General features: G+C 64.6%; 18 protein-coding genes. 14 read left to right on the top strand and 4 right to left on the bottom strand.

The annotated features are described in order from the left end of the window. Positions 1-15: 15 nt before the first annotated feature. On the bottom strand, positions 16-972 hold the full coding sequence (locus tag FOM02_RS17285) for a MaoC/PaaZ C-terminal domain-containing protein (protein WP_159073979.1): 957 nt from the start codon (positions 970-972) through the stop codon (positions 16-18). A 173-nt stretch (positions 973-1,145) separates the two neighbouring features. On the opposite strand from FOM02_RS17285, the gene FOM02_RS17280 reads away from it, so the two are divergent. From FOM02_RS17280 to FOM02_RS17260, 5 genes are read left to right on the top strand one after another with little or no spacing between them, the layout of a single operon-like run. After that, positions 1,146-2,042 (top strand): branched-chain amino acid ABC transporter permease, encoded by an 897-nt coding sequence (locus tag FOM02_RS17280; RefSeq protein WP_051395273.1) that lies wholly within the window; start codon positions 1,146-1,148, stop codon positions 2,040-2,042. Then, a complete protein-coding gene (locus tag FOM02_RS17275; protein ID WP_027564630.1) occupies positions 2,039-3,073 on the top strand; it encodes a branched-chain amino acid ABC transporter permease in 1,035 nt (344 codons plus the stop codon). The genes FOM02_RS17280 and FOM02_RS17275 overlap by 4 nt, the downstream gene beginning before the upstream one ends. A 1-nt stretch (position 3,074) precedes the next feature. Next, on the top strand, positions 3,075-3,773 hold the full coding sequence (locus FOM02_RS17270; protein ID WP_035729357.1) for an ABC transporter ATP-binding protein: 699 nt from the start codon (positions 3,075-3,077) through the stop codon (positions 3,771-3,773). Beyond that, entirely contained in the window at positions 3,770-4,465 is a 696-nt protein-coding gene (locus FOM02_RS17265) for an ABC transporter ATP-binding protein (protein ID WP_027564628.1), read from the top strand. Before FOM02_RS17270 ends, FOM02_RS17265 begins: the two co-directional genes overlap by 4 nt. 32 nt (positions 4,466-4,497) lie before the next feature. Beyond that, positions 4,498-5,715: an ABC transporter substrate-binding protein gene (locus tag FOM02_RS17260; protein WP_084335036.1), complete on the top strand. Its 1,218-nt coding sequence runs from the start codon at positions 4,498-4,500 to the stop codon at positions 5,713-5,715. Between the two features lie 42 nt (positions 5,716-5,757). On the opposite strand, the gene FOM02_RS17255 is transcribed toward FOM02_RS17260, so the two are convergent. Next, a complete protein-coding gene (locus FOM02_RS17255) occupies positions 5,758-6,777 on the bottom strand; it encodes a zinc-binding dehydrogenase (RefSeq protein ID WP_027564626.1) in 1,020 nt (339 codons plus the stop codon). A gap of 183 nt (positions 6,778-6,960) precedes the next feature. On the opposite strand from FOM02_RS17255, the gene FOM02_RS17250 reads away from it, so the two are divergent. The 8 genes from FOM02_RS17250 to FOM02_RS17215 are packed head-to-tail and all read left to right on the top strand — an operon-like array spanning position 6,961 to position 14,363. After that, positions 6,961-8,619 (top strand): AMP-binding protein, encoded by a 1,659-nt coding sequence (locus tag FOM02_RS17250; protein ID WP_035729360.1) that lies wholly within the window; start codon positions 6,961-6,963, stop codon positions 8,617-8,619. After that, positions 8,616-9,377 (top strand): SDR family NAD(P)-dependent oxidoreductase, encoded by a 762-nt coding sequence (locus FOM02_RS17245; protein ID WP_027564624.1) that lies wholly within the window; start codon positions 8,616-8,618, stop codon positions 9,375-9,377. Before FOM02_RS17250 ends, FOM02_RS17245 begins: the two co-directional genes overlap by 4 nt. Before the next feature lie 10 nt (positions 9,378-9,387). Beyond that, a complete protein-coding gene (locus FOM02_RS17240) occupies positions 9,388-10,173 on the top strand; it encodes an SDR family NAD(P)-dependent oxidoreductase (protein ID WP_027564623.1) in 786 nt (261 codons plus the stop codon). Between the two features lie 42 nt (positions 10,174-10,215). Beyond that, complete coding sequence (locus FOM02_RS17235; protein ID WP_027564622.1) at positions 10,216-11,460, top strand: acyl-CoA dehydrogenase family protein; 1,245 nt, start codon at positions 10,216-10,218, stop codon at positions 11,458-11,460. Positions 11,461-11,465: 5 nt separating this feature from the next. Further along, complete coding sequence (locus FOM02_RS17230) at positions 11,466-12,506, top strand: phosphotransferase family protein (protein ID WP_027564621.1); 1,041 nt, start codon at positions 11,466-11,468, stop codon at positions 12,504-12,506. Beyond that, complete coding sequence (locus FOM02_RS17225; RefSeq protein ID WP_265441921.1) at positions 12,503-12,979, top strand: nitroreductase family protein; 477 nt, start codon at positions 12,503-12,505, stop codon at positions 12,977-12,979. The genes FOM02_RS17230 and FOM02_RS17225 overlap by 4 nt, the downstream gene beginning before the upstream one ends. Next, positions 12,961-13,188, top strand: a complete 228-nt coding sequence (locus tag FOM02_RS17220) for a nitroreductase family protein (protein ID WP_265441920.1) — start codon at positions 12,961-12,963, stop codon at positions 13,186-13,188. Before FOM02_RS17225 ends, FOM02_RS17220 begins: the two co-directional genes overlap by 19 nt. 26 nt (positions 13,189-13,214) lie before the next feature. Next, a complete protein-coding gene (locus FOM02_RS17215; RefSeq protein WP_027564619.1) occupies positions 13,215-14,363 on the top strand; it encodes a CaiB/BaiF CoA transferase family protein in 1,149 nt (382 codons plus the stop codon). A gap of 21 nt (positions 14,364-14,384) precedes the next feature. On the opposite strand, the gene FOM02_RS17210 is transcribed toward FOM02_RS17215, so the two are convergent. Both FOM02_RS17210 and FOM02_RS17205 read right to left on the bottom strand, forming a co-directional pair. Continuing rightward, positions 14,385-15,578, bottom strand: coding sequence for an ABC transporter substrate-binding protein (locus tag FOM02_RS17210; protein WP_027564618.1), 1,194 nt, complete (start codon positions 15,576-15,578; stop codon positions 14,385-14,387). A gap of 52 nt (positions 15,579-15,630) precedes the next feature. Then, the gene (locus tag FOM02_RS17205) at positions 15,631-16,770 is read right to left on the bottom strand and encodes an acyl-CoA dehydrogenase family protein (protein WP_027564617.1); all 1,140 of its coding nucleotides are present in this window, start codon (positions 16,768-16,770) and stop codon (positions 15,631-15,633) included. A gap of 191 nt (positions 16,771-16,961) precedes the next feature. Between FOM02_RS17205 and FOM02_RS17200 the strand changes: the two genes are divergently transcribed. Next, the gene (locus FOM02_RS17200; RefSeq protein ID WP_051395272.1) at positions 16,962-17,720 is read left to right on the top strand and encodes a FadR/GntR family transcriptional regulator; all 759 of its coding nucleotides are present in this window, start codon (positions 16,962-16,964) and stop codon (positions 17,718-17,720) included. The last annotated feature ends 54 nt before the right edge of the window (positions 17,721-17,774 follow it).

The raw sequence follows: 17,774 nt of genomic DNA, 5'->3' as shown, positions 1-17,774 counted from the left end.
GGGAGCGGCAGCCTGTCAGGCCGCCGTCAGCCGGCATTCGCCGCGATCGATCACCATGGTGTGGCGCTCCGCCGCCCAGGCCCTGAACCTGATGACGTTGTCTTCCTCGAACATGTCGATCCGGATGGTGTCGCCGGGAAAGGCTGGCGCGACAAATCGCGCTGCCATCGCCTCGACCAACTCGGGACGTCCCGGCGCGTAACGTTTCAGGATGGCGCGGCAGGCGAGGCCCAGCGTGTTCAGGCCGTGCGAGATCGGGCGGTCGAAGCCGGCATCGCGGGCAATCGCCGGGTCGGCGTGGATCGGCATATAGTCGCGGCTGACAAGCCGATAGAGCAAGGCCGCCTGCTGCGGCGTTCGATAGACGATGCTGGCGCTGGGTCTGTCGCTACCAATCCGTGCGATTGCGGCGGGCGGCAAACCGTAGTTGCCGCAGCCGCCATCGCCGCGCAGGAACTCCGTCGCCCGAAGAGTGGCCAGCCGCTCACCGCTGGCGGCGTCGAACAGCTCGGTATCGAAATAGAGGAGGGCGCCGCGGGTCGGCCCTTTGTCTTCGACCGCGCTGACACGGTGTTCGGCGCGGATGGATGCGCTGACCGGAATTGGGCGATGCAGCGTGAGGCGCTGCTCGCCATGCAGGGCCTTGGTCCAGGCAATCCCCGTCTCGGGCTCGGCGATCCAGAGCGGCGGCCAGCCCAGCGTCACGCTCATGCTGGGCACGGCGCGTTGATCGCGGCCTTCGTACACGTAGGGCAGTTCGTCCTCATCGAGCGGATCGTCGCCCATGCCAAGGCCGAGCGCATAAAGGGCGCAATCGCGCCAGTCGTAAGATTGGCAGATCGGCGCGAAGCGCCGAGCGACGACATGATCAAGGTCCATGGAAGGATTCCGGTAATGCTCGCGCTTCTGACCAGACGCCGCTGTGCACGAGATGCCGCAGCGCAGGTCTCGATTTGGGTTTGCGGTGAACACTAGTATATGATAAACCAGTGTACTAATCGAGCATTGAACTCGAGATCGTCCGACAGGACGGGGAAATGCTGAAGGCCGGCACGGAGCGCGATTGAAACCCGCTGCGGCGCCGCGCAATGGCAGGAGGGCCCTTTGCGAGGTCAAGCGCGCAGACTGGCGCATCGGACGGCCGCATGCCGTCGCGGAATGCACCCGGGCAGGAGACCGCGGCCATGATCGCGCTGCTGATCGCGAATTCGCTGGCGCTTGCGTCACTGCTGATCATGCTGTCGAGCGGGCTCGCCTTGATCTACGGCCTGCGCGACGTCATCAATTTCGGCCACGGCGCGATCTACATGCTCGGCGCCTATCTCGGCTACACGATTGCCCTCGTCGGCGGATTCTGGCTGGCGCTGCTGCTCGTTCCAATCCTGCTGGCGATTGTCGGAATAGCCTTCGAGTATCTGGCGCTGCGGCCGCTGCAGCGACGCTCGCATATCGAAGTCGCGCTGGTCACCTTGGGCCTGGGCATCATCCTCGGCCAGATCATCATCTACTTCTACGGCGGAGAGGCGCGCAGCGTCGATGCGCCGAAAATCCTGTCCGGCTCCGTGACCATCCTGCACCTGTCCTATCCGGTCTATCGTCTCTTCCTGATCGTGACGGGGCTCGGGTCCTGCGCGCTGCTCGCCTTGTGGCTGCGATGGACGGCGTCGGGGCTGTATGTCCGCGCAGTCAGTCAGGATCCGTCGGTCGCGCGCATGATGGGCATCAACGCCGACCGCCTGAGCCTGCTTGTGACCAGCCTCAGCACGGCGTTCGCCGGCATCGCGGGTGTGCTGGCCGGACCCTATTTGTCGGTCGATCCGGGAATGGACGTCGTGATGATCGTGAACTGCCTGATCATTGTCGTGATCGGCGGCACCGGCAGCATCGGCGGTGCAATCATTGCAGCTCTGCTGTTCGGCTTCGTTCAGGTCGCGGGGTCGGTGTTTCTGCCAAACCTTGCGGCGCTGGTGCCCTACATCCTGCTGATGGTCGTGCTGCTGATCGCGCCGGGCGGGATCGGACGCGGGAGGGTGCTGAGTTGAGCAACGGCACGATGACCGACGACCTGCATGCATCTGCGACGGCGACGGGCGGCGGCGCGTTGCCGCGGGTTTCGCTCGGCATTGTGGTCGGCCTGATCGGGCTTGGCGCCGGTGCCGTCGTCCCGACCTATTTCGCCAGCGATTTCATGCTTCGACTTGGCAGCGAAGGCCTCCTGCTGGGCTTGCTCGCGCTCAGCGTCGCTTTCCTGATGAACCAGGCCGGCCTCGTTGCGCTCGGCGCGGCCAGTATCTATGGCGGCGCCGGATATCTATTTGCGATCGGCATGAGCGATTGGGGCTTGACGCCGACTGCCGCGCTATGCGTCGCGTTCCTGATCCTTCTTGCCTATTCCGCCATGCTCGGCGCATTGATCGTCAGGACCAATCCGCTCGCCTTCATGATGTTGACGCTCGCCGCCGGCGAAATGATCAGTCATGCCGTTCTGCTCGAGGGACTGCGCGATTATACCGGCGGCGCAGACGGACTGGTTGTGCGGACCACCGGAACCGTCCTCGGCATCGACGCGGTTCGCTTTGCCGATCCCGCGCAATTCTGGTCGCTGGCCTGGGTCGTCACCGTCCTAGTCGGACTGGCATTCTGGGCCATCGCACGTTCCCGTCTCGGCGCGGTGCTTCGCGCCATCAGGGAGAACGAGGAGCGCATGCGCTTCTCGGGCTTCAATACCTTCCTGCCAAGGCTGATCGGGTATGTGGTCGTCAACATCGCGGCTGCGATCGCTGGATTCCTGCATGTGCTCAATGCCGGTTTCGTCTCGCCGGAGAGCCTGGGGCTGTTCGTCAGCACCAATACGCTGGTGGCCGCGCTGATCGGCGGCATCTCCGGTTCGCTCGGCCCGATTCTCGGCGGGCTGATCTTCTCCTTTGCGCAGGACGAGTTTGGCGCGCGCGGGCTCACGCAGCTTCTGACCGGTGTTGCGATCGTCGTGTTCATTGTCGTGTTCCCGCGTGGTGTCGTCGGCGGGCTGTCGGGCCTGTTGAAGCGGCTCGGCTGGCGGCGGGAGGCATCCTGACATGCTCGCGATCGAAAAGCTGTCGGTGAGCTATGGCTCGGTGCGGGCTTTGACCGATGTCGATCTCGATATCCGTGGCGATGGCCTGCTTCACGGCATCATTGGTCCGAATGGCGCCGGCAAGTCCACCTTGCTTGATGCGATCTGCGGCCGACGGCGTCCGACCTCCGGCCGAGTTCGCTATTGTGGCGAAGACATCACGCGGCGTTCGATCAGCTGGCGCCGCCGGCAAGGCATGGCGCGATCGTTCCAGCGCACCAGTATCTTCCAGGACCTGACCGTGCACGAGCAGCTGCAACTCGTTGCGCAACATCTCGGCGACGACAGGGTGGATGACGTCATCGAGGTCATGGATCTCGGCGGCTATCTCGACCAGAAGGCCGGGCGCATTGCCTATGGGGTGCAGCGGCGGGTCGACGTCGCGCTGGCCCTGATCGGGCGTCCGCGCCTTCTCCTGATGGACGAGCCGGGAGCCGGTCTCTCGGCCACGGAGACGTTGCGCCTGTTCGAGCATGTGCGCGATCTCGTTCGCGAGCGAAGGATCGCGGCCGTCGTGGTCGAGCACGATGTCGACGCGGTGTTCGCCTGCTGCGGCATGGTCACCGTGCTCGATCTCGGACGGCACCTTGCCACGGGAACGCCTGAAGCTATCCGCGCCGACCATCGCGTCATCGCGGCGTATCTGGGGACCGCGGCATGAGCGCGCTGCGGATCCACTCGCTGTTCGCCGGCTATGGCGCCTCGACCGTGCTGCGCGGCATCGACCTGACGGTCGAAGAGGGCGAGTCGGTGGCGTTGGTCGGCCGCAACGGCGCCGGCAAGTCGACGCTGCTGCTGTCGGTCTTTCGCGAAACGAATATCTTGTCGGGCGAGATCTGGGTTCGCGACCGCCGGATCGATGCGCTGCCAGGCTATACGGCTGCCAAGCTCGGTGTGGCGATCGCACCGCAAGGACGGCGCGTCCTTCCGAACCTGACCGTGAAGGAGAACCTGCTGCTGGGTCGATCGACCGGCAGGGCAGGGCACTGGACGCTGAAGACCATCTACGAGCTGTTTCCGGTGCTCGAGGAGCGCGCCGACCGGCTGGGCACGATGTTGAGCGGCGGCCAGCAGCAAATGCTGGCGATCGGTCGTGCCTTGATGGCCAATCCGAGCCTCATTCTGCTCGATGAGCCCTCTGAAGGCCTTTCGCCCGTTCTGATCGATGGACTGGTCGACACGCTCAACAAGATCCGCGGCGCCGGCACCGGCGTGCTGGTCGTCGAACAGCACCTCAGCCTCGTCAAGCGCGCCACCGATCGGTTCGTCATCCTGGCAAAGGGCGAGGTTGTCGGTTCGGGCACGATCGGCGCCATCGGCAAGCCGGAGAACCAGGCGCTCATGGCGCTCTAGCGCAACGTCGAGATAACGGAGGAGGGAGGAACATGAAAAAATCATCCATGCGGCTGGCTTTCGGCATGCTGCGCGCGGCGACCATTGGCGCAACGATGGCCGTTGCCGTCGCGACCGCAGCCTCGGCCGAGGACACGGTGAAGATCGGCGTTCTCCTGATCGATAGCGGACCGCTCGCCGGCCTGAAGGACACCCAGGTCAAGGCCGTCAACCTCGCGATCGAGCAGATCAACGGCGCCGGCGGCGCGGCGGGCAAGAAGCTGGAGGCGACCTTCATCTCCTATCCCGGCACGCCCGATACCGCGGTGGACGGTGCCACCCGCGCCGTCCAGAAGGAGGGGGCAATGTTCATCACCGGCATGGATACCTCCGCTGTCACGCCTGCGCTTCAGGCCAAGCTTCCGGCGCTGAAGGCCTTGATGCTGGAGGTGATGGCCAATGCCGACGGACTGACCGGAAAGAACTGCTCGCCGAACTACTTTCGGGTCAATGCCAACGACTCCATGATCATGGGGACGTTCAGGGAATTCCTGAAAGATCAGGGCATCAAGAAATGGGACATCATCGCGGTCGACTATGCCGCCGGACGCGACTCCGCGGACAAGTTCAAGGCGCTGGTGACCTCGCAGGGCGGAACGATCGGAAAAACCCTGTTCTCGCCAAACGGGACGCCGGATTTCGGCGCCAAGATTTCGGAGCTGGGAGCCGAACCGGCCGACGGGCTGTTCGTGACGATCTTCGGCAGTGACGCGATCAATCTCGCCAAGCAGCAGCAGCAGTTCGGGTTGTTCAAGAAGTACAAGATGGTGCTGGGCAACTCCTTCGTGATCCCGCAGACACTGCCGGCGCAGGGCGAGACCGTGCTCGGCGTCTATCAGAATATCGGGTTCGTGGCCGGCTTCCCCGGCGCGCAGGCCGAAGCCTTCGTGAAGGCATATAAGGAAAAATACAACGGCGAGCTCCCGCCCTACACCAGCGCCGATCAATACGCGGCCATTCAGCTGATTGCCGCTGGGCTTCAGAAGGCGAACTCGACCGACATCAACGCGGTTCGCGCCGCGCTGTCCGGCCTCAAAGCCGAAACGGTCCTCGGCGATGTCGAGATACGTGCAGCTGACCATCAGGTTGCGCGGCGGATGGCGATCAGCCAGATCGTGATGGGTCCGGAGGGCAAGCCGATGTACCAGATCAAGAAAATCGAGCCGGGACAGGACATCATCCCGCCCGTCGATCCCGCCTGCAAGATGTGATGCACCGACGCTGTCGATCCCATGTTGCTCGTGAGCCGAGACCTAGGCCACGAGCGACACTTTGCCAAACTGCGCCCCGGAGGCGAGATGGGCAAGCGCCGCAGGAGCGTCTGCCATCCGGAACGACGAGTCGATCACCGGCCGGACCAGGCCGCGATTGAACACATCGAGCAACTGGCGGAACTCCGCGATGCTGCCGCCCGTCGAGCCATAGATCTCGAGCTGGCGGATGAAGACTCGCTGCAGATCGGCCGGTGGGTTCGAGCCAGTCGTGGCACCGCAGGTGACCAGCCGGCCGCCACGACGCAAGGAACGCAGCGATTCACCCCAGCTCGCTTCGCCGACGCTGTCGATCACCATGTCGACACCGCCGCCGCTCATCTGCTGGACGGCGGCCGACACCTTGTCGTTCCGATAGTTGACGCCGCCATCCGCGCCCATCGCGAGGGCCCTGGCGATCTTGGCGTCGCTGGAGGAGGTGACGAAGACGCGGGCGCCCACGAGCTTTGCAAGTTGAAGGCAAGCCACCGCGACGCCGCCGCCGATGCCGACGATCATGACGCTTTCGCCGGGCTGCAAGGCGCGCTTGCCGAACAGCATCCGCCAGGCCGTGAGATGGCCCGTCATCAGGGCACCTGCCGCCACCAGATCAGCATCATCGGGCAGGGGAAAGAAGCAAGCGCTGGGCATCGCAATGTAGTCGGCGAAGCCGCCGTTGCGATGCTCGCCCATGATCTTGACGTTCTGGCAAAGCGGCTGGTCGCCGGCCAGGCAGTATCGGCACCTGCCGCAAAACGCCTCGGAGAAGAGCACCGCCTTCATGCCCGGCTTCAAGCCGCTGCCGGGCGCGGCCTCGACGATCTCCCCGGCGGCCTCGACCCCCATCACCTGCGGCAATGTGTGGGTGATGCCGCCGCCATTGTCGCGCATGTAGAGATCGACGCGATTGACCGAGGATGCGGCCACCTTGAGCATCGACTCGCCCGCAGCCGGTGTCGGGTCGGGGAAATCGCGCCAGGTCACGCCGTCCAGTCCGCGTCGTTCCAGCACTGCCGCCTTCATGGCCGCCTCCCTGCTTCCGGTCGCGTCGCCGAACTAATGCACTAGCTCACGAAAAATCGAGCGCCGTGCCCGCTGCCGATGATTGTGCGGCCGAATTTGATGTTGCAGTTCACTTTAAATATAATACACTAGCGAACTAATATGCCGTCAAGTGCATCGATCAATCGTCATGGAGGCAACGTCATGAGCGAAAGCCGTTTCGATCCCGTGGCGCATGCGCGCGCGATGCGTGTCAGCGGTTTCTGGGTCGACAAGAGCTTTGACGAGTTCCTGCAGCAAGCGATCGCCGCCACGCCCAGCAAGCTCGCGTTGATGGCGGATCGCGCCGATCGCGACGCGCCGAAGCGTCTGACTTACGCTGAGCTGGGTGACATGATCTCGCGTGCGGCGGCGGCGCTACGTCGTCTTGGCATCGGCCCGGGGAATGTCGTGTCGGTCCAGTTGCCGAACTGGTGGGAATTCGCGGTGATCGCGCTGGCGGCGTTCCGCGTCGGCGCCGTGGTCAATCCCCTGATGCCGATCTTTCGCGAGCACGAGCTCAGCTACATGCTGGGCTTTGCCGAGACAAAGCTGCTGGTCGTGCCCAGGCTGTTCCGCGGGTTCGATCATGAAGCGATGGCGCGCTCGCTGCAGCCGGCCTTGCCCAAGCTTGCGCATGTCATCGTCGTCGACGGCGAGGGGCCCAATGGCTTCGAGCAGGCCTTGTTGTCCGGCAGCGAGCGCCTTGGGCCGCCGCCGGTCGGTGAGATCGGCGCGCTGCCGGCGGACCGGATGGCCGTGCTGATGTTCACGTCGGGAACGACCGGCTCGCCGAAGGGCGTCATGCACTGCCTCAACACGCTGATGGGCTGCTGCATCGGACTTGCCGGGCGCTTCGGCCTCGACGCCGGCGATACCATGCTGGTCTGCTCGCCGCTCGGCCACATGACCGGCTTTGCCGCCGGCATGCTGCTAGGCTTGAAGATCGGTGCGACCGTGATCTTCCAGGACGTCTGGGAGCCGAAACGCGGTGTCTCGATCATGGCCAAGGAGGGCGTCACCTATTCCGCCGGCGCGGCGACGTTCCTGGCCGACATGTGCGAGGCCGTTGCAGCCGGCGCGGCGAAGCCAGCCGAGCTGCGCAAGTTCCTTTGCGCGGGCGCCCCGATCCCGCCTGCGCTGATCGATCGCGCCTATCGGGAGCTCGATCTCAAGGTCTGCTCGCTCTGGGGCATGACCGAGTCGCTCGCGAGCACGTTGACCGAGCCGGAGCGTGCGCTGGAAAAATCCTCCAAGACCGACGGACGTCCGGTCGAGGGCGTCGCGGTGAAGGTCTTGCGCATGGACGGCTCTCCGGCCGCGGCCGGCGAGCGCGGTCTGCTCAAGGTCCGCGGCGCGCAGATGTTCCTCGGCTACTACAAGCGCGAGGACATAGAGCCGTTCGATGCCGAGGGTTGGTTCGATACCGGCGACATGGCCTATATGGACGACGAGGGCTACATCCGCATCGACGGCCGCATCAAGGACATCATCATTCGCGGCGGGGAAAACGTCCCCGTCTTCGACATCGAAAACCTGATGTTCAAGCTTCCCGCCGTGCTGTCCGTGGCGATCGTCGGCTATCCGGACCCGCGGCTGGGAGAGCGGGCTTGCGCCTTCGTCGTACTGCGTCCCGGCACGACGCTCGATCTCGCCGCGGTGCAGGCCCACATGGCCGAGCACAAGGTCGCCAAGCAATATTGGCCCGAGCGTCTTGAAATCGTTGCCGACCTGCCGAAGACGCCGGCCGGCAAGGTGCAGAAATATCAGCTCCGCGAGATTGCCAAGGCGTTCGCCGAGCCGTCTCGCAAGGCCAGCGCATGAGTGCCCGTCTCAAGGATCGGGTCTGCGTCGTCACGGGCGCGGCGCGCGGCATCGGCTTTTCCATTGCGGAGCGCTTCGGCCGCGAGGGTGGCCGCCTCGCCTGTGTCGATATCAGCGCAAAGCGGCTGGAGCCCGCGGTCAGCCGGCTGACGGACATGGGGTTCGAGACCAGGGGATACGAGGTCGATGTCGGCCGTCGCGATGACGTTCATGCGCTGTTTGCCCGCGTCGAGCGCGAATTCGATGCGCCGGTCGCGGTGCTCGTCAACAACGCCGTGTTCGCGCGCTTCGAGCCGCTGGCGGAGATCACTGTCGATACGGTGGAGCGGATGTTTGCCGTCGGTGTGCATGGCCTGATCTGGGCTACGCAGGCGGTGGTGCCGCAGATGGAGCGGCGCGGCGGCGGTGCGATCGTGAATCTCAGCTCGGTGTCGGCGTTTCATCCGGCCAAGGATTCGATCGCCTATTCCGCGCTGAAGGCCGGCGTCGTCGGCCTCTCGCGGGCTTCCGCTATCGAGCTTTCCGCCAGGAAGATCCGCGTCAACGTGATCGCGCCAGGGATGATCGGAACGCCGGCCTCGATCGCGCAGTTCGACGAGGCAACGATCGCGGCACGTCAGGCCGAGATGCCGGCAGGGCGTTTCGGCCAGCCCGAGGAGATCGCTTCGCTCGCCGCCTTCCTCGCGAGCGACGATGCCAGCTACATCCAGGGCGCGGTCATCACCGCCGACGGCGGCTGGACCGTTCCTGCAAAATAGGAGAAGGCGCATGAAGCGGCTCGAAGGCAAGCGCGCGGTCGTCACTGGCGGTGGAAGCGGGATCGGCCGCGCCAGCGCCATCCGCTTCGCGCGCGAAGGTGCATCCGTGCTGGTGGTCGGCCGGGCCGGCAATGCGGAGGAGACCGCGGCGGCGATCCGGGGCGAGGGCGGCATCGCTTCCGCCATGATCACGGATGCCGCAGTCGAGGAGAATGTGGCTGCGATCGTGTCGCGCTGCGTCTCGGAGTTCGGTGGGCTGGAGATATTCTTCGCCAATATCGGGGTTACCGGGACCAATACGCCGTTGCTGGAGCAGACGGTGGAGGAATGGTCCGAGGTCTACCGCATCAACACGATCAGCTGCTTCCTCGCCATCAAATATGCGGGACGCCATATGACCGCGCAGGGCTATGGTTCGATAATACTGACCTCGTCCGCGGCCTCGCTCCGCGCCAATGCCGGCGCGATCTCCTATAGCGCAAGCAAGGCGGCGGTGAACAACCTGGCGCAGACGGCGGCGAATGCCTTTGCCGGCACGGGCGTACGGGTCAATGCAGTGTTGCCAGGCCTCGTCGAGACCCAGCTGACCCGCAAAGTCTTCGAGGACGCACGCGCACGAGGCATCGAATCCAAGCTCGGCCACGTCACACCGCTGAAGCGGCCGGGCCGCTCCGAGGAAATCGCGGCCGCCGCGGCGTTCCTGGCGAGTGACGACTCTTCATATGTCGACGGCCAGTTGCTGTCCGTCGATGGCGGTGTCAGCAGCACCCATCCCCATGGCCGGATCGCGCTCTAGCGGATTGGGCGGCCCAACAAGAACAGAGACAGGAGAGGCGCCGTGGATTTCGAGCTCCCGAAGGAGATCACCGACAAGCTCGCCGAGCTTGACGCGTTCATCGAGGCGGAGATCAAGCCGCTCGAACGGGAAAATATCAAGTTCTTCGATCACCGCCGTGAGAACGCGCGGACCGACTGGGACAATGACGGCCGTCCCCGTGATGAATGGCGGGCGCTGATCAGCGAAATGGAGCGCCGTGCCGACACGGCGGGGCATCTGCGCTACGGCCTGCCTAAATCATGCGGCGGGCAAGGCGCCTCGAATCTCGCGATCGCCGCAATCCGCGAGCATCTCGCGGCCAAGGGGCTGGGTCTGCACAACGACTTGCAGGACGAGTCGTCGATCGTCGGCAATTTTCCGATCATCCCGGCGCTGGCCGACTATGGGACCGAAGAGCAGAAGACCTACATCGAAGGCATCATCACAGGGAAGAAGCATCTGTCGTTCGGCCTGACCGAGCCGGGGCACGGCAGCGACGCGACATGGCTCGAGACCACCGGCGTGCGCGACGGAAACCATTGGGTCATCAACGGCCGCAAGCGCTGGAACAGCCAGGTCGCGCGCGCCCATGCCAATCTGGTGTTCGCCCGCACCTCGGGCAAGCCAGGCGAGGCCAAGGGCATTACGGCCTTCGTCGTGCCGACCAACACGCCCGGCCACAACGTGCTCTACAATCACTGGACCTTCAACATGCCGAGCGATCACGCGGAAACCGAGCTCGTCAATGTGCGCGTGCCGGAAAGCGCGATTCTGCACAGGGAGGGCGAGGGGCTCGTCGTCGCGCAGCGTTTTGTGCATGAGAACCGCATCCGTCAGGCCGCCGCCAGCGCCGGCGCGGCGCGCTATTGCATCCAGGAGGCGGTCAAGTACGCCAAATCGCGCGTCGCGTTCGGCGAGCCGCTTGCCAAGAAGCAGGCCGTTCAGTTTCCGCTCGTCGAGCTCTGGGCGGACTATCAGATGCTGCGCAACTTCATCTTCCGCACGGCGTGGCAGATGGATCGCCGGAACCCGCTTGAGATCAGCGATATGGTCTCGATCTGTAACTTCCGTGCCAACCGGTTGTGCTGCGAGGCTGCGGACCGTGCAATGCAGGTGCATGGCGGCATGGGCTATAGCCGCGCCATGCCGTTCGAGCACATCTATCGGCATCACCGCCGTTACCGCATCACGGAGGGAACGGAGGAGGTGCAGATGCGGCGCGTGGCGCAGTATCTGTTCGGCTTCAGCGGCAAGAGCGCGAGCTGATTGCGATGAACGGACAGGCGAGCGATGGCGATCTGGATTTCGACCTTCGTCGGCTCGATGGCTATTTGAAGGATTGGCTGGGTGGAAGCTCAGCGACCCGCGTGACGCGAACCAGTGGGGGAATGTCGAACCCCACCTATTTCGTGACGCGCGGCGATTGGCGTGCGGTCCTGCGCAAACAGCCGAACAATGTGCTGATGCCGTCGGCCCATGCCATTGATCGCGAATATCGCGTGTTGACCGCGCTTCAGGACACTGCTGCCCCGACGCCGAAACCGTATCGGTACTGTGAGGACCGCGACGTCCTCGGGACGCCCTTCTACCTCATGGAATGGCTGGAGGGACGCGTGGTCTACGACTACGCGCTGCCCGGCTTCGGACGCGACGAGCGCATCGCATGCTATCGCTCAATGTGTGCTGCGCTAGCCGCGATCCACAAGCTCGACTTTCGGGCGGTCGGGCTCGCCGACTTCGGCAAGCCCGGAAATTATTTCGCCCGCCAGCTCAGCCGCTGGTCGAAGCTGTGGGCCGAGTACCGCCGTGGCGACGACGACAACCCCGCGCTCGACAGCATGGTGCGCTGGCTCTCCGAGCGTGTGCCGGAAAGCGAACGCCTGGCGCTGTGCCATGGCGATTTCCGCATGGCCAATCTGGTGTTTCATCCGACCGAGCCACGTGTGGTCGGCGTCCTGGATTGGGAATTGTCGACCTTGGGCCACCCGCTTGTCGATCTCGCCTTCAACAGCCAGGCCTGGCGCATGGCGCCGGACGAGAATGGCGGATTGCTCGGTCTGCCACTCGACGACATGGGCATCCCGCGCGAGCAGGATTACCTCGAACTCTATTACCAGCTGTCCGGTGCGACCGAGCGCCTGACGGTCTTCCACCAGGTCTTTGCCATGTTCCGCGGTGCGGTCGGAAGTGCCGGCGTAGCGGCCCGCGGCGATCTCGGCAACAACGTCCTGCCCGATGCCGCCAATGTCGGACGACGGCTCGCCCGCGCCTACGCGACGCGGGGCTTGGCCCTGATCGAGAGCGAGTCATGAGCATGCTGGAACGACCGTCGATGAGCGTCGATGAAGCGATCCGCCAGCGGCGTTCCGTGCGCGGCTTCTTATCCCGCGAGGTGCCGAACGCGGTCCTTCGCGAGGTCTTCGCGCTGGCGCAATGGTCACCATCGAACTGCAACGTGCAGCCGTGGGTCCCTCACGTGGTGTCGGGAGACAGGCTCAGACAGCTTCGCGACGCGCTCGTTGCGGCGGGAATGCGCGACGAGCCGATCAAGCCGGACTGGCCGGCCGACGGCAAGTTCACCGGAATCTACCGCGAGCGGCAGGTCGGTGCCGCGCAGGCGCTTTATGGCGCGATGGGTGTAGTGCGAAGCGACGCGGTCGGGCGCAAGCTGGCCTATATCCGCAACCACGCCTTCTTCGATGCGCCCCACGTCGTCTTCATCTTCATGCCCGAGCCGTTCGATACGTGCGAGCCGCCGATATCGGCATGTACGCGCAAACCCTGATGCTCGCGTTCATCGCCCGCGGCATCGCCTCCTGCGCGCAGGGCGCGCTCGGATTGTTTCCGGACATCGTTCGCAAGCAGCTTGGAATTCCCGCCCATCAAAAACTGCTGTTCGGTGTCTCGTTTGGCTATGAGGATGTCGACGTCAAGGCCAATACGGCGCGCGTCGATCGGGCCCCGATCGATGACGTCGTGCGCTTCCACCGCTGAGAGTTCCCATCGGAGGAGATGTCACCTTGACCGGACCGTTGCAGGGCTTTCGCATCGTCGAGATGGGTGGGATCGGCCCGGCGCCCTTTGCCGGCGCGCTGCTCGGCGATCTCGGTGCGGACGTGCTGCGGATCGATCGCGTTCCCCGGCCGGGCGTTGAGCCGGATCTGCCGGCGCGGTTCGACTTTTACAACCGCAACAAGCGCTCGGTCGCGCTGGATCTCAAGCAGCCGCAGGCCGTCGCAACGGTGCTGCAGCTGGTTGCGCAGGCCGACGCTCTGATCGAGGGCTTCAGGCCGTCGGTGATGGAGCGGCTTGGCCTTGGGCCCGACGCCTGCCATGCCGCGAACCAGCGTCTGATCTATGCACGCATGACCGGCTGGGGGCAGCAAGGGCCGATGTCGCAGGAGGCGGGGCATGACATCAACTATCTTGCACTGACCGGCGCACTACATTGCCTGGGAGAGGCGGACCGCCCGCCGCCGCCTCCGCTCAATCTCGTTGCGGACCTCGGAGGCGGCGCGCTGTATCTCACTGTCGGCCTGCTTGCTGCGGCCATGGAGGCGCGGCAATCGGGCAAAGGACAGACCATCGACGTCGCCATGATCGACGGCGTGACACATCTGATGTCCGCGTTCCAGGCGTTCCGCCAGCAGGGCAGCTGGACTGAGCGGCGCGCCGACAACATCGTCGACGGCGGCGCACCGTTCTACGGCAGCTACGCGACAAGCGACGGCAAGTTCATTGCCGTCGGAGCGATCGAGCCGCACTTTTACGCCAGTCTGCTCGACGTGATGGGGCTCAGGGCTGCCGATTTGCCCGGCCAGGATGATCGCGCCTCCTGGCCGCAGATGCGCCAGCGCTTCGCTGAGATCTTCGCCGGGCGTACGCGCGACGAATGGGTTGCCGCTGCGAGGGGGCGCGACGCCTGTCTTGCGCCGGTCTTGACCATCGACGAGGCGCCCGCACATCCCCAGATGCAGGCGCGTGGCGCCTACGCCATGTTCGATGGGGTTCGACACCCGAGCCCCGCGCCGCGGTTCTCGCGCACACCGTCTGCGCTTCACACACCGCCGCCGCCGCCAGGGCGCGATACCCGGGAGGCGCTCGCGGATTGGGGCGTTTCGCCGGAGCAGATCGCGGTGCTGGAGTCGGTCCGCGCCATCGTGGAATGACGCGGTGACATCAACTTCGATCTAGTCCGCCGATACCGGATCAGCCGACAGCGTCCAGCTCGTGCCGTCGAATGTGGCGATGCGCAGCACTCTGAAGGGCGTGTAATCCCCTGGCGACGTGCTGATGGTGATGCCCGGGAGCATCAGCGGCATCCGCTCGCCATGGAGGGAGGTGGCCTGACGGATCAGGTTCTCTCGCGTGAGCTGGTCACCGCATTTCTTCAGCACCGTCGTAAGCGCGTTCACATTCATGTAGGCGACGAGCACCGAGTAATCGTCCGGATTGGCTGACGGCGTGTATTTCTTCAGGAAGTCGTGATAGGCCTTCACCTCGGCATCGTCGGCCCAGGCGGGATCGCCGGGCTGCTTCAGGAATAGCGTGGTCACGAGGCCCTTCGAAGCCTCGAGGCCTGCAGGACGCAGCACGGTTTCGACGGATGCCGTCGATCCGCCGATGACGTGCAGGGGACTCCAGTTGAGCTCGCGCACCTTGCGGATCGATTGTGCGGCCGCCTTTGCCGAGGACTGCTCGATCAGCGTATCGACGCCCGCAGCCTTGAGCTGAACGATCTGGGAGTCGATGGTCGGGTCGGCAAGCTCATAAGAGGCTTCGGCGATGATCTGCGTTACCTTTGCCCCGAGGCCGGCGCGCAATCCCTTCATGTAGTCGCGGCCAAAATCGTCGTTCTGGAACAGGATGCCGATTTTGGCGTCCGGCCTGGCGTTGCGGATGTAGTGCGCGACGACGCGACCTTCCGTTTCGAAGTCCGGATAGAACGGCACGGTCCACGGGAAATTCTTCGGATCGTTGAAGCGACGCCCGCCGGCGGTGATCAGCAGCTGCGGCACCTGCTTGGAGTTCAGATATTTCTGGATGGCGACATTCGGAACCGTGCCGATGGTGCCGACCTCCGCGAGCACGCCGACATCCTCGACCAGCTTGCGCGACTGCTCGATGGCCTTTGGCGCGCTGTAGGCATTGTCGAGCTGCGTGAAGCTGATCTTGCGGCCGTTGATGCCGCCCTGTTCGTTGATCATCTGGAAATAGCCGACCACCGCGCGTCCGGCGCCGGCGCCGAACGCCGATGCGGGGCCGCTCAGCGGCGTCGATTGTCCGAGCTTGATTTCCGTGTCGCTGGCCCCCGGACCGTAGGCGTTCTGAGCGACGACCGGCGCGGTGGCGAGCGCTGCCGAGGCTGCGACGCCTCCCAAAATCCGTCGAAACTTTCTATTCAAGGCGTGTCCTCCCGCTGATTGTCCTGGTTTGTTATCGAAGAAGCTCGCGCGCGATCACCATGCGCTGGATTTGATTGGTGCCCTCGAAGATCTGGGTCAGTTTCGCATCGCGCATCATGCGCTCGACCGGATAGTCCATGGTGTAGCCGTAGCCGCCGAAGATCTGCACGGCATCGGTCGTCACCTTCATGGCCATGTCGCTACCGACGCATTTGGCCATGCTGGCGAGCACATTGAGACGCTTCCAGTCGCCGGCATCGCCGGCGCGCGCGCATTCATAGACGAGGGCGCGTGCCGCCTCGATCTGCATGGCCATGTCGGCGAGCATGAACTGAATGCCCTGGAAGTCGGAGATCGACTTCTTGAATTGCTTGCGCTCTTTGGCATAGGCGACGCAGGCATCGAGCGCGCCCTGTGCCAGGCCGACGGATTGCGCGCCGATGGTCGGACGGTTGAGGTCGAGCGCGCGCATCGACGCCCGAAAACCCTTGCCCTCCTCGCCGACGAGGTTCTCGACGGGAACCTGGACATTGTCGAAGAAGATCGGGGTGTTCGGCGCGCCGCGAAAGCCCATCTTGCGCTCGTGCCGGCCGAAGGTGATCCCCGGCATTGTCTTGGGCTCGACGATGAAGGCGCTGATGCCGTCGGCGCCCGGACTGTCGCTCGTCCGTGCCATCACCACGATGAAGTCGGCAACGACGCCATAGCTGCACCATTGCTTCCGCCCGTTGAGGACGTAACAGTCACCATCGCGTTTGGCCCGCGTGTTGATGGCGGTGACATCGGAGCCGGCCTGCGGCTCGGAGATCGCGATCGCGGTCACGACGCCGCCCTTCGCGATGATCGGCAGATACCTCCTTCGCTGCTCCTCCGAACCGAAATGGAGCAGGGGCATGATGAACATGGTGTTGAGGCATGCAATCGAGGCGCAGGCCGGCGATATCCTGGAAATCTCCTCGCGCGCGATGCACGCCATGGTCAGGTTGCCGTTGGGGCCGCCATATTGCTCGGGCACCCAGAGCTGCATCAGGCCCATCTCGCCGAAGAGCTTCACGAGCTCGAGCGGGAAGCGGTCGGTCTCGTCGATCTCGGCGGCGATCGGGGCCACGTGCTTGGCGGCCATTCGGCGGACGTTGTCGCGAAATGCGATCTGCTCCTCGGTGAAGCTCATGGACAAACTCCGCTGATTTTTCTGTTGGGAGGCCCCAAAAAGGGGCTTCCATTGAATGGGTGATCCATTTAATAATTCATCCCATGTCGTCCAAGTCAAGCCCCCGCACATCCTCCGGCCCGCGGCCGATCCCTGCCTCGCGGCGCGACCGCCCGTCCGATCACCGCACCGCCGGAGCGCCGGCAGCCCCGATGTTCCGGCCGATTCACACCAAGCGGGCGTTCGAGGAGATCTGTGCGCGGATTCGCGAGCAGTTGGCGCTCGGCGTTCTCAAGCCCGGAGACAAGCTGCCGGCCGAGCGCGACCTCGCGCAGCAGCTGGGCGTCAGCCGCAATGTCCTGCGCGAGGCGTTGCGCAGTCTCGAGATGGCCGGCGTGCTTCGCCTGCAGAAGGGCGTCAAGGGGGGAGCCTTCGTTCAGGCGGGCGACACCAGCCGCATGAACGTCGTGATGCGCGACATGCTGAGCCTGGGGACGATCTCGGTTCGGGAATTGTCGGAGGCGCGGGTCCACGTGCTGGATCTCGGCGTCCAACTGGCTTGCGCCAATGCGCGGCTGTCCGATTTCGAGGCGCTTGAGGCCAATGTCGAGCGCACGGAGCTCGCGACGCGCGAAGGTCGGCTGCTCGACCGGGTCGAATGTGCCCGGGAATTCTACAAGCTGCTCGCAGAAGCGAGCGGCAACAAGGTGATCGCCATGATCATGGACTCGGTCACCGAGATCCATATGCGCTTCGTCTACGCCAAGGTGGCGTCGAGCGGGGTCGCGATGGCCGGGCTGGTCGAGCGGCGCCGCAAATTCCTGGCGGCGCTGCGCGAGCGGGACGTGTCATCCGCGACGCGGCTGATGCGCAGCCATCTTGGCGCCGTGCAGCGCATGCTGGAGCAGGATCCCGGCGCGATGTCGCTTCAGGTTGCGCTGGCGGAGATGCAGCCGGGCATGAGGCGATGAGAGACGATCCAGCGACGAGATAGATCGCGCGTGAACAAGAAAAATAGACGGAGG

This window comes from Bradyrhizobium sp. SEMIA (assembly GCF_014844175.1).
GTDB classification, from domain to species: Bacteria; Pseudomonadota; Alphaproteobacteria; order Rhizobiales; family Xanthobacteraceae; genus Bradyrhizobium; species Bradyrhizobium arachidis.
This window is presented reverse-complemented; position numbering and strand designations above follow the sequence as displayed.